Source organism: Paenibacillus sp. 01T442 (assembly GCF_056398345.1).
On the sequence record NZ_JBFTPF010000027.1, the window covers coordinates 68,151 to 80,505 of the forward strand.

Sequence of the window (12,355 nt, forward strand, 5' to 3'; positions counted from 1 at the left end):
GTTGTCCTCCTTTCTCACTCTTCGAGACTGGCTTCCATCTGTTGACGATCCCACTGTTCACGGTACCAGCCACCGAACTGCATAAGCTCCTCATGGGTGCCCTCTTCAATGACTCGGCCTTCATCTAGGACAAGAATCCAGTTCGCGTGGCTCACAGCAGACAGTCGGTGTGTGGAAATGAGTGTCGTACGCCCCGCTCGTTCCTTGCGGATATGCTGAAGAATGCGACTTTCCGTACGAGCATCAACCGCGGAGAGCGAGTCATCCAGCAGCAAAATCTCCGAATCAATCAACAGCGCTCGCGCAATCGCTAGACGCTGCTTCTGTCCGCCGGACAGCATCACGCCGTTCTCACCAACAATTGTTGATAAACCATCAGGCATTTGGGCAATATCTTGGGTAAAAGAAGCCATCTCTACAGCGTGCGCAATCTCCTCCGGTGAAGCCGTATGCTTGCCTAACGCGACATTGTCACGTATGGATTTCGATAGCAGCAGATGCTCCTGAGGCACGTAGGCAACCCAACGTTTGATTTGATCGATGGCGATTTCCTCGATGGGTACACCCGAGATGCTTAGCTTGCCTGGATCAATTGGATATTGGCGCAGCAGTTGCTTGAGGAGCGTGCTTTTGCCGCTGCCGGTCCGACCGACGATCCCAAGCGTCTGTCCCCGCTGCAACTCAAAGGAGACGTGAACGAGGCTTGGATGATTCGCAGTCGGGTAGGTGAACGTCAGATCGTTCATCTCGATGCGTTCAGGCACAGCGACGTGGACAAGATTCTCAGCATCGACAATATCAGCTTGCTGCGTCAGTGCTTTATCGAGACGATCTGCCGAGGCGCTCCCCCGCTGCAGAACGTTAATAAACTCGCCGAAGGAAATCATCGGCCAGATGAGCATACCGAGGTAAATATTGAAGGAAATCAGCTGTCCCAGCGTGATTTCGCCTTGGAACACGAGATACGACCCGTATCCGATACCGATCGAATAGCTGAGACCAACGATCAAAGAGGTCAATGGTTGGAACAGCGCATTGAGCATCGATACGCGGCGGTTTTTGTTCATCACATCCGATGTAACTTCATCGAAGGCTTTCAAATCGTGCGTTTCTTGCACATAAGAACGAATGACTCGGATACCGGAGATCGATTCCAGCGCATGATCATTCATTACACCGAAGGAGGCTTGTGCCGCCAGAAAGCGTGTGCGGACCTTTTTGCCTAACATATTAATCATCACAGCTAGAAAAGGCAGTGGAATTAACGCTGCAAGCATTAATTTGAACGAAATCAGCGACACCATCGTGATGATGACGACAGATGCTCCCACGATCGTAGAGACGAGCGTCATCACCCCGTAACCGGACGTTTGACCAATGGCTAGAATGTCATTCGTCGCCAGCGCCATCAGCTGCCCCGTCGTGTTGCGTTGGAAAAACGGAGGAGACATTTTGGACAAATGCGTCAACAATCGTCCTCGAAGCAGCTTCTCCACCAATGCGGAGTTACCGAATAAATTCGTGATCCACAAATAGGTCATGACATACAGAAGCAGCGAAAGCCCAATCAGCAAATACACCGTATAATGAAGCCCGGAAGCTGTTAAACTCCCAGTACGAATATGGTCAATGATATTCCCGATCATTTTGGGCGGAATCGTCGCTAAGATATTCACACCGATTAAGAGTGAGACTGCGAGTACATAATACTTCCATCTCTCTTTGAAAAACCAGCGAAGCTTCATAACAAAAGACACCATTACCACCTCTTTACAATTTCTTGGCACACTCATTGATTCTATAGTTTCCACTCTATGAAGTCCACTCTGTATCTTGTTTAAAATGAAACTTTCAGCTCGTCTGGAACCTTATCACAGCCCCCAATGTTAGAGAGAGCAAGATTATTACCTATATTTCACACACAGGAAGGAAGTTACACACGATGAAACCTATGATGAAGAAAACGCTAGCCATCCTCTCCTTATCCAGCCTGCTGACAACAGGAGCCGCTTATGCAGCTACCACAGATGCTGTTATTCCCGATATGCACGCGAAGCAAAGAGGAAGTTCCGAAGGGATCACAGTGAAAGAGGCGACCAAGAACGTGCAATCGACCGGCGTCATCACCTCCATTCGTACAACAGGCGATAACGCTCAGATTCAAATTCAAGACACGGGTACTGGTGGTATCGTGCTCAATGTGAGCCCAGAAACAACCTACCAAATGCTTAACGGCACGAAGCTGACACTTGCTGATCTTCACGTTGGTTTAACGATCACTGCGGAGCATTCCATGGCGATGACACTTAGTTTGCCGCCGCAAACGTCCACATCCAAAATCACCGTGCTTGATACAGCAGCTCATAAGGGTGCCTTAGGTACTTCTGGCATCATTGAAGCTGTACGCGAAGATGGCAGCCTTCTTGTTAAAGGCCAAGGGCTTACCGAAGATGCGCCAGGTGAGGTTGTTCTTACAGTTGGTACTGACACAGCCATTGTAGACGGTAAGGGCATTCCCATTGACAAATCCGCGCTGGTTAAAGGTGCGAACGTGATCGGCTTTTACGGCCCTATGATGACCAAAAGCTTGCCGCCTATCAGCAACGCCTGGAAAATCGTTGTAGAAGCAGAGCAAGAATAGCAAAAATAAGGCAAATAGCGCATCTATGTTCCTTTTGATACAATGTCATGCACCATGTGTTCAGTCATCGGAATCCACAGTGGGTAGTGTATTCGGCGCATGGTGACCGCCAATTCATGTTTAGATGTATAAACTACAGCTAATTTGCTCGAATCTGACGTATTTTGAGAATTAGATGGAAAAAGTACATTTAATTTGTATGAAATTTGAAGAATCGAGTAAATCGAAGGAATTTAACTACAGGAAATACAGTTAATCTTTCAAATTCGAGAATTCCACTTCAAATAGATGGAGAAAATCCAGTTAGATGCGGGAAGCAGGTTTATTAATCATCGGTCATTAACGAAAAAAGGGGCTAGTTCAAAAAGTCAAAATTGGCTTTTGAGACAGCCTCTCTTTGTTTTTGAAAGAATCGTACCTGTGACGGATGTGCACTGTCCAAATGTTCTGTTTTTTGATACAATAACTGAAAATTCAATCGTATAAGGGGACTCATATGGAATACATTAGCACTCGCGGCAAAGTAGAACCTATCGGCTTCATCGATGCGATCCTGATGGGATTGGCCAATGACGGCGGTCTACTCGTACCGAAACACCTCCCACAGCTATCTGCTGACACACTTAAAAGCTGGTCAAAGCTCTCCTATTCAGAGCTAGCCCTAGAAATCTTCTCGCTTTTTGTGAACAACGAAATTCCACGCGATGAGCTGAAGCAGCTCGTTGATGAAAGCTATGCAACGTTCCGTGACGAAGCGGTTACACCGGTTAAACGCCTAAGCGATGACACGTATGTACTTGAATTGTTCCACGGGCCTACATTTGCCTTCAAGGATATTGCCCTGCAATTCCTTGGCAATCTGTATTCGTACGTTTCACGCAAAACGAACTCCATCATCCACATCCTCGGAGCTACCTCCGGCGATACAGGAGCTTCCGCAATCGAGGGTGTTCGCGGTAAAGAGGGCATCCGTATTTGTATCCTGCATCCGCACCAGAAGGTCAGCAAGGTACAAGAGCTGCAAATGACAACCGTCAATGACGCGAATGTGTTGAATCTTTCGGTTGAAGGTACTTTCGATGATTGCCAACGCATCATCAAGGAGCTTTTCGCAGACGTTGAGTTCAAGCACCGCTACCATTTGCGCGCGATTAACTCGATCAACATTGCCCGCATCTTGGCGCAAACGGTGTATTATTTCTACGCCTACTTCCAACTGCCACAAGTGGGGCAGGCTGGGAAGGTAAATTTCAGCGTACCGACGGGGAATTTTGGCGATATTTTTGCTGGCTACTTGGCTCAGAAAATGGGGCTTCCAATCAACAAGCTCATTCTTGCTACGAATGAGAACAATATTCTCGAGAAGTTTGTACAAGAAGGCGTGTATCAACCAGGCGAGTTCCGTGGCACGTATAGCCCGTCCATGGACATTCAAGTGGCGAGCAACTTCGAACGCTACTTGTTCTATCTGTACGGCGAAGACGCTGCGGCTGTTAACGCGATCATGGAGCAGTTTAAGGCCGAAGGCCGCGTTGTCATCCCTGCCGACAAGTTGAAGACCGTACAGGCTGATTTCGCTGCGTACGGCGTGAAGAACGACGAGTGTCTCGACACGATCAGCGACTACCACGCGAAGTACGAGTACCTGCTCGATCCGCATACCGCGTGCGGTGTTGCTGCTGCTGATAAGCTCGCCGTCGCTGGCGAGGTAACGGTATCCTTGTCCACTGCGCATCCGGCGAAGTTCGATGAGTCGATCCGCTTGCGCGGTATTGCGCAGACGTATCCAGAGCAAATCCAAGCGCTGTTCGACAAACCACAGTTTCAGAAAGTGGTTGGCGGTTCGAATAACGAGATCAAGGATGAGCTCGTGAAGTTTTTCTAGTAAGGGTTATAGGGGCTTCTGCCCCTTCTGTTGAAGCCTTCCTTCCACGTTGTGGGAGGAAGGCTTTTTGGCGTATAGCGGACCCTAAGCTACTTTCACTTCTGCCTCTTCAGTTCCTCCACTAGCATTACTTCACCTGCATTACTGCTCCTGCATTACTGCTCCTGCATTACCGCTCCTCAAACACTTGTCTCTCCAACCACGCCATTTTACAGCCCCATCCAACTTCTTCATCTTCATCTTCATCTTCATCTTCATCTTCATCTACTCCACCAAAATAGCCCCCTTCCCCCTCTAACCACGCAATCAGCTCCCCGCCAGGCACTTGAGTAGATTGGAATTGGATTAACTGGAAAAACTACATCTATTCAAGCGCAAATCGGCCAATTTACTCAATTAGATGGATTTTAGGTAGTTAAATCTCGGCTTCTGGCGCTTTCGGACGGAATATGCGAAATTAGCTGTAGGAAATCCAGTTAGTCCTTTTTCAATGACGAATTGGGTGAATTTAGATGTACGTTTTCCAGTTAAATCAGTCCTCAGACCGATCTTCGTCCTTCCCTATAGTCTGAAGACACTTGTACCCTGTCATGGTATTCTTAGAGTAATGAATCCAATAATAGGAGTGAACAAATTGAATATGAATATGAATCGCAGCGCCTTTCTCGGGCCGATCTTGATTCTGTTAGGTGTTTTTATGTTTCTAAAAGGGGATGTATCGTTTAGTTCGGGCACTATTTTTGAATATTTCTGGCCGACACTCTTCGTTATTCCTGTCGGGGTCTTCTTCCATTGGTTGTACTTCTTCATCATGCAACGACGAGGCGTAGGCGTACTTGTTCCAGGTGGTATTCTACTAACGGCAGGTATCGTATGCCAAATCTCCGCGCTTTTTGATATTTGGCACCTCATGTGGCCAGGTTTCATGCTTGCAGTGGCTGTCGGCTTGTTCGAACTGTATTGGTTCGGCGGCCGCAATAAGTATTTGCTCATTCCGATTAACATCCTATCGGTGATGTCGCTGCTGTTCTTCGCGATCTTCTCTATCGGTTCCATCTTCGGGACGCTATTCCATAACAATTCCATCATCGCTATTGGGCTCATCGTGGTTGGCGGCCTAATGATGATCGTACGTAGCCGCAACTAAGCACAAATGAGAAAGCCGTCACGCAGGTTCACTGCAAGGACGGCTTTTGGTGTTATTGGGGCTTATATTTGCCAATCGAGACGTTGTCACGCTCATGAACACTCAGAATATGCGAAAGCGATTTACTTCCTCCCTCGTTCGTTAACAAGCCAAACCGGGCATTCAACCCCGACCATCCTTCCAGCCCATCCACGCGATAGTCCCCAGAGACATACGCCTGCGCAAGCTCTTTATTGGACCAGAACTCGATACGCTTATTCGATAGTGGTAGATCCCCCATTTGATCAGCGAGGAGGAGGAGGAAAAGCTTCTGAAAATCCGTGTTGTCAGGCACATCCACATAACCATCCGAGAACACGACTGTCGTATCGGCATGCGCGCCTGCATTCTCTCCCATGATCTCCATTTTCAAACTATATGTACCGTGAAGGAGAGAGGACACATACTTGGCATATGACATCCTATTATCCTCTGTACTGCGAATTTCGACCGTGTTCAACGCTTCGTTCCAGCTCACTTCTGCACCGAGCGCTTCCGCAATCGCTCTTGTAGAGGTCATTGTCGTCCCATCTTCGGTTACTTGAACCGGGGCATGGAGCAATTTCCCATTCACCGCAACTTGTCTGTCCTTATGAAGCACATCAGAAGCAGAAACCACTGTCACACCCGTTACAACAGCACCGCAAATCACACCGAGGATCCATGCCTTCACCAACGACCACTCTCCTTCTCCTAACTTATAAAGCTAGTTTACGCATTCTAACGAAGAAGTTGCTGCTCTTCCATTGTATGCTGGAGTTGTCCACATCAGGCATCCCCTGTATGCAAAAAGGCCCGCGAATGTCATTCATTCACAGACCCCTAGTTCTATCCCGCCACAACGTTATCCCCTGTGGCTTGTTTGATTTGTTTGCTTCGCAGTTGCCCACAAGCGGCATCAATGTCCGATCCGTGCTCCAAACGCACACTGCAAGAGATGCCTTGCTTCTTGAGCGTATCGTAGAAGGCGCGCACCGATTCGCGCTCACTCCGCTGATACTGGCTGTGCTCATCCACCGGATTGTACGGAATCAAGTTCACATTCGCCAGCTGGCGGATATGCTGAATCAGCTCAGCCAGTTGAAGTGCATGCTCTCTGCCATCGTTCACGTCTTTGAGCAGAATGTACTCTAGCGTAATACGGCGATTCGTTTTCTCCAAATAGTACTCAATTGCTTCCATCAACGTCTCGATCGGAATCGCTTTGTTGATTTTCATGATGCGTGTACGAAGCTCGTTCGTTGGCGCATGCAAGGAAATCGCGAGATTCACTTTCAAATCCGAGTCCGCGAACTCTTTAATTTTAGGCGCCAGACCGCTGGTGGATACTGTGATGTGTCTTGCTGCAATATCCAGACCTTTCTGATCCTTCACGACGCGGATAAAATCGACCATATTCACGAAGTTGTCGAAGGGTTCGCCAATCCCCATCACCACAATATGGCTCACGCGCTCAGCTTTGCCCATAGCGTCCAAATGAAATTGGACCTTCATAATTTGTTCCACGATTTCCGCGGCGGACAAATCACGGCTCTTGGCCAACAAGCCACTGGCACAGAAGCTGCAGCCAATGTTACAACCCACTTGCGTCGTCACACAGACGGATAAGCCGAATTTATGACGCATCAGGACCGTTTCGATCAAATTGCCGTCCGACAGCTTGAACAGGAATTTCATCGTGCCGTCCGCCGATTCCTGCCGCGTGTGCTCATTCAAGGTATGAATAGCAAAATGCTCGCTTAACGTGGCTAAGCAATCCTCTTTCACATCCGTCATTTCCGCGAACGAAGCGACCCGCTTGCGATACAGCCAGTCCCATACTTGCAGGGCGCGTGACTTTTTGTAGCCTTTTTCGGCCAGCCAAGCGACCAGTTGATCAAAAGTTAATCCATATATAGATGAAAGTTTCATTCCGTTATCCTCTTTTCAAGACTATCACGTGCAGTCCAGTTCTTCTAAGCAGCCGAAGCGTACCATCTAGTTAGTATTGTGCCAAAAATCCTTCCTGAACACAAGGGAAGCCTATCATTTCCACAAAGAAAAGGCACCTCCTGATCCGGGGGTACCTCTTTCACAGGCTTATTTATGCTAATCAAGCACTCGTTACTACTACTTTACGTACTTCTTGCGCCACAACTTCATCATCCGAAACCAAGCCATAAGGGATACAGAGCGGCACGCCTGCTCTTGGATCCACGATGACATCAGCATGAATAGCGAACACGTCGAGCAGCATTTGTGGTGTTACAATATCCATCGGTGAACCTTCATAGACGACATTCCCTGTTTTAATTGCAATCAAATGGTCCGCATAACGCGTCGCATGATTCAAATCATGCACAACCATGACGATTGTCGTCTTGTGACGCTCGTTAATTTCCTTCAACAAACAGAGAACCTCAAGCTGATGTGCCATATCCAAATAAGTCGTTGGCTCATCCAAGAACAACATATCGGTCTGCTGCGCTAATGCCATAGCGATCCATACCCGTTGACGTTGACCACCTGATAGATGATCGATCGGACGATCCTTGAACGCTGTCATCCCCGTCACTTCGAACGCCCAGTTGATGATCTCACGATCGGCGCTGGACATCTTCTGAAAACCGCGCTGATGCGGGAAACGACCATATCCTACTAGTTCTTCGGCTGTAATGCCTTCCGGAGCGGATGGCGACTGCGGTAGAATCGCTAATTTCTTGGCGATTTCCTTCGTCGATTGATGATGAATGGAATGGCCATCTAGGAAAACGGTCCCTTCCGTCGGCTTCAATAGTCGCGACATCGCCTTCAATATCGTCGATTTCCCMGATCCATTGGCACCGACTAAAGCGGTGATCTTACCCGTTGGAATCTCGATACTCAGATCGTTGATGATTTTCAATTTATCATAAGAAACATGTAGTTGTTCGGTATATATTCGCGTTGCTATTGCCATGAGGAACATCCCCTTTTCCAAATTCAGTATTTATAAGTTTCACATCACAATTTTGCTGAATTTCTAGATAAACGCTCCTGTCCAAGAAGGACAGCGTAGCCGTTTATTTTGAATATGTATATAGGGCCCAATGATTCGATAATTTCTCTCTATCAACTAAAAATGATAATCATTATCAATGAAAATGTCAAGGTTTTCCGTACTAAAATAGGATGCCCGAAGGCATCCTATTTCTTCTAGCTGTTTTGAGGCTTACACTTTAAAGCGAGCCACAGCCAATTGCAGCTCATTCGACATCCCATTCAATTCGTTAGCCGTCCTGGCAACTTCCGAAATCGTCGCTAGTTGGTGCTCCGTTGCAGCCRCAACAGCCTGTGTAAGCTCCGTTGTCATGCGAGTTAGCTCTGCTATTTCCACGATTCCCGCCAGTACTTCCTCTGAACTTGCTGACATTTGCTCCGAAACGGCTGATACATCGGTCATCTGATCGACGACCTCCTGCACCGTGCCAGAAAGCTCCTTGAACGTACCGTCCGTTTGTTGGGCGACAGCCTGCATAGCCTCCACTTCCCCAAGGCCGCGATCCATCGCGATAACAGCAGCTCCTGTCTCTTGTTGGACACGCTCAACGAGCTCAGCAATACGTTCTGTCGCCAGTCGAGATTGATCCGCAAGCTTGCGGATTTCCGTGGAAACGACTACGAAGCCTTTGCCATGCTCACCTGCTCTAACTGCCTCAATAGAGGCATTCAGTGCAAGCAAGTTCGTTTGTCTCGTCACATGCGTGATGAGGACAGTGATCTCGCCGATTTCCTCGGACATCGACTTCAAGCTCTGAATCGCTTGTACCGCCTGTTGTACGGAGCGAAGTGCCTCGTTTATTTGCAGCATGCTCTGCCCCATCCGTGCATTGCCTTCGCTCGTATGAGCGCGCGCATGGCCTGAAATGTCCGTGGCATGACCTGCAGATTCCGCTACGCGTTGAATCCCGACAGCCATCTCATTCATGGCATGACTGCTTTCCTCTGTGCCGTGACGTTGCTGCTCGGAATGTGAAGCAAGCTGGCTCATCATTTCGTTAACAGATGCTGTAGATTGGCTAGTCTGCTGAGCACCCGTTTGCAGCGATTCCGATGCCGCCGAAACCTGCTGTGCTGCTTGTGCAATCTGAACGATAAGGCCGCGAAGGTTCCCGACCATGTCTTTCAAATGATTGCCTAATACACCCAATTCATCACTGCTTTTGCTTTTGACCAGCGATGCATCCGACAAATCTCCTGCTGCCGCTGACTGTGCCAGCTTCATTAATGGGGTAATCTGACGCAGATACAGTCGTACTATAAATACGATAAAAAGGGTTCCGATCACAATGGCGATTAAACCTGTCCATAGCGATTGGACGGTATATTTATTCATTTGTGCCTGCAGGACGCTGTAATTGAAATCTAATCCTACAAAAGCAACAAGTTTGCCATCCTGATCTCGAATCGTACTCACCGCACTCACCCAAGTTCCTAATGAATCTTGGTAGACTCCCGTAATACCGAAACCTGTATTCTCTGCTTCCTTAAGCGCCGTAAGCAACTCAGGAACGGGTGCATAAGGATCAGTTGGCTTCTCATCGACATATAGCTCCGCATTGGATAACAAATTCAAAAGAGCTGGCTCTCCCTCCAATGTTGTCCATTCTGGGTAAAATAAGTAGGCATTTTCGACCAAATCCCCTTGAGAGACACGGTCCATATCCTCCTGTACGTTCATAACAGCAGGTTCATACTTATAAGCTTCTTTATTTTTCTTTAATTCTTCCTTGGATTTCTCAATGTAATCTATCTTCTGCATGAGGGGAGCGTGGAAAATCTCCTCAAGTGCGACCAAGTTTTCTGACATTTGCTGCCTATGCTGTTGATAGGAAACGAAGGTAAGCAACACGCAAAGTACAATATAGCAGGCGGCTGTCCAAGCTGAAATTTTGAAAGAGAGAGAACGAAAAAACCTTACAGATATTTGCTTGCCTTGGGATTTAGCTTGTGACATGATTAACAAAAACACCTCCATAATTGTACAGCATTGCGGATTGGTACACATAGGTCATATAGGTCATATAGACTAGTCTTCTAGATTTCGACAAAGTTTTTAGAAACCCTTCCCCATTTTATTTAGAATTTGTTGTGGTTCATGAGGAGGAATGCAATTTGACTACGATAAAAGCATTGATCTTAGATTTTGACGGCACGGTTCTGGATACGGAGACGGCTTGGTATGAGGCGTTCAGGGAAGCTTATCTCGAGCATGAGGTGGAGCTGACTTTGGACATGTACGGAAAGTGCATTGGAACGTCCTCGCATCTCTTCGACCCTTATGAATATTTGATCACCGAGCTGAACATTCCGCTTAATCGGGCATCTTTTCGGCAAGGTATACATGATCGACATACCGAGAAGATGGCGAATGAAGGTATTCTCMCGGGCGTTCTTGATTATTTAGAGGGGGCCAAAGCATTAGGCCTGCGCATTGGGTTAGCCTCCAGCTCCAAGCGAGCTTGGGTCGATACGTATCTGGCACAGCTGGGGATTGGTGATTATTTTGAGACGATTCGTACTTCAGAAGATGTCGCTTTGGTGAAGCCACATCCCGAGTTGTATGAGCTTGCGCTGAAGGATCTTGGCGTGCAGCCAGATGAAGCAATTGCGATCGAGGATTCACCTAACGGCGCACGCGCTGCTGCGGCCGCAGGTATGCATTACATCGTGGTGCCTAACCCGGTTACGAAGTTCCTGTCTTTTGATGGGGAGCCGCGTAGAGTGGGGACTCTGGAGGAACTGTCGCTGCAAGCTTTGCTGGAGGCGGTCGCGGGGAAGTAAGTAGAAGACGGAATGATTTGGGGGACCGAAAGAGCTAGGACACGATGATTTAGTGCACAGGAAGCTTCAGTATAGGAACGATTCAATACAAAAAAGATTCAATGCATAATGCATAGTGAAAGCTTTGTGTTGACGTCTCCCTTAATTTAAATGATAATGATTCTCATAATCATAAATCATGTAAGGGGAGCTGAACTTCGTGCTTATTCAACAGAGGACCATTATTGTACAACCTGGTAATAGCGACAAAGTCGTGGAGCGCTTTAGCAAGGAAGGGCCTTTGGACGGCATGGAAGGGCTTATCGATATGACCGTTATGGTCAACAAACGGAGCAAAGAGGCGGAAGAAGTCGTCGTTTTCATCCGTTGGGAATCCGAGCAAGCGTGGAAAAACTGGGAGAAAAGCCCTGAGCATCTCGCTGGCCACCGCAATAGTAAAGGGCAGGAACGTCCAGAATACGTCATTTCATCCAATGTAAGCATGTTTGACGTTAAGAAAGTCCGGCCCGGCCAGTTCGGGAAATAAAAGGTGGCGCGGGGGTGATCCTGCGCTGTTTTTTTGTGGGTTGGGTTAGTCGGCTAGTTGGTTAGGTCGTGGCATCGCGGCAGCACGGTACTGAAGCACATCGCACACCAACCACTAACTAATAGCGCACACTTTTGCACGCACCGCAGTAGAGATTAGATGTAAAAAGTACAGCTAAATCTCTGAAGCCCCCTAATTGGATTGGAGTCATCAATATGCAATAAGGTACAATATCGGTGAGGGGGAATGAAATGTATGAAAAGCAATATCCTTTATGATGAGCAACGCATCAAAGTAGCCCAAGAGGCTCTTAGC

At 47.8% G+C, this 12,355-nt stretch carries 10 protein-coding genes; 5 read left to right on the top strand and 5 right to left on the bottom strand.

All coding sequences use genetic code 11. The features are described 5' to 3' along the window. Positions 1-14 precede the first annotated feature (14 nt). Complete coding sequence (locus AC1DLM_RS20110; protein ID WP_441991193.1) at positions 15-1,760, bottom strand: ABC transporter ATP-binding protein; 1,746 nt, start codon at positions 1,758-1,760, stop codon at positions 15-17. 182 nt (positions 1,761-1,942) lie between these two features. On the opposite strand from AC1DLM_RS20110, the gene AC1DLM_RS20115 reads away from it, so the two are divergent. The 3 genes from AC1DLM_RS20115 to AC1DLM_RS20125 all read left to right on the top strand — a co-directional run bounded on the left by AC1DLM_RS20115 (position 1,943) and on the right by AC1DLM_RS20125 (position 5,673). Next, entirely contained in the window at positions 1,943-2,641 is a 699-nt protein-coding gene (locus tag AC1DLM_RS20115; protein WP_441991194.1) for a hypothetical protein, read from the top strand. Positions 2,642-3,137: 496 nt separating this feature from the next. After that, positions 3,138-4,526: a threonine synthase gene (gene thrC, locus AC1DLM_RS20120; protein WP_441991195.1), complete on the top strand. Its 1,389-nt coding sequence runs from the start codon at positions 3,138-3,140 to the stop codon at positions 4,524-4,526. A 640-nt stretch (positions 4,527-5,166) separates the two neighbouring features. Further along, complete coding sequence (locus tag AC1DLM_RS20125; RefSeq protein ID WP_441991214.1) at positions 5,167-5,673, top strand: hypothetical protein; 507 nt, start codon at positions 5,167-5,169, stop codon at positions 5,671-5,673. A 52-nt stretch (positions 5,674-5,725) separates the two neighbouring features. Here AC1DLM_RS20125 and AC1DLM_RS20130 read toward each other — a convergent pair whose 3' ends face one another. From AC1DLM_RS20130 to AC1DLM_RS20145, 4 genes are all read right to left on the bottom strand, one after another. Further along, entirely contained in the window at positions 5,726-6,385 is a 660-nt protein-coding gene (locus AC1DLM_RS20130) for a stalk domain-containing protein (protein ID WP_441991196.1), read from the bottom strand. 155 nt (positions 6,386-6,540) lie between these two features. Continuing rightward, on the bottom strand, positions 6,541-7,623 hold the full coding sequence (rlmN, locus tag AC1DLM_RS20135; RefSeq protein ID WP_441991197.1) for a dual-specificity RNA methyltransferase RlmN: 1,083 nt from the start codon (positions 7,621-7,623) through the stop codon (positions 6,541-6,543). 181 nt (positions 7,624-7,804) lie between these two features. After that, complete coding sequence (locus tag AC1DLM_RS20140; protein WP_477570952.1) at positions 7,805-8,650, bottom strand: ABC transporter ATP-binding protein; 846 nt, start codon at positions 8,648-8,650, stop codon at positions 7,805-7,807. Positions 8,651-8,902: 252 nt separating this feature from the next. Continuing rightward, entirely contained in the window at positions 8,903-10,687 is a 1,785-nt protein-coding gene (locus tag AC1DLM_RS20145; protein WP_477570953.1) for a methyl-accepting chemotaxis protein, read from the bottom strand. Positions 10,688-10,845: 158 nt separating this feature from the next. Between AC1DLM_RS20145 and AC1DLM_RS20150 the strand changes: the two genes are divergently transcribed. Then, positions 10,846-11,514: an HAD family hydrolase gene (locus AC1DLM_RS20150; RefSeq protein ID WP_477570954.1), complete on the top strand. Its 669-nt coding sequence runs from the start codon at positions 10,846-10,848 to the stop codon at positions 11,512-11,514. A 199-nt stretch (positions 11,515-11,713) separates the two neighbouring features. Further along, the gene (locus AC1DLM_RS20155; protein ID WP_441991201.1) at positions 11,714-12,040 is read left to right on the top strand and encodes an antibiotic biosynthesis monooxygenase; all 327 of its coding nucleotides are present in this window, start codon (positions 11,714-11,716) and stop codon (positions 12,038-12,040) included. Positions 12,041-12,355 lie beyond the last annotated feature (315 nt).

What these genes read in the sequence shown, in the direction of transcription:
- AC1DLM_RS20110 (WP_441991193.1), bottom strand. Translation starts at nt 1,760, where the DNA reads ATGGTGTCTTTTGTTATGAAGCTTCGCTGGTTTTTCAAAGAGAGATGG.
- AC1DLM_RS20115 (WP_441991194.1), top strand. Translation starts at nt 1,943, where the DNA reads ATGAAACCTATGATGAAGAAAACGCTAGCCATCCTCTCCTTATCCAGC.
- thrC (WP_441991195.1), top strand. Translation starts at nt 3,138, where the DNA reads ATGGAATACATTAGCACTCGCGGCAAAGTAGAACCTATCGGCTTCATC.
- AC1DLM_RS20125 (WP_441991214.1), top strand. Translation starts at nt 5,167, where the DNA reads ATGAATATGAATCGCAGCGCCTTTCTCGGGCCGATCTTGATTCTGTTA.
- rlmN (WP_441991197.1), bottom strand. Translation starts at nt 7,623, where the DNA reads ATGAAACTTTCATCTATATATGGATTAACTTTTGATCAACTGGTCGCT.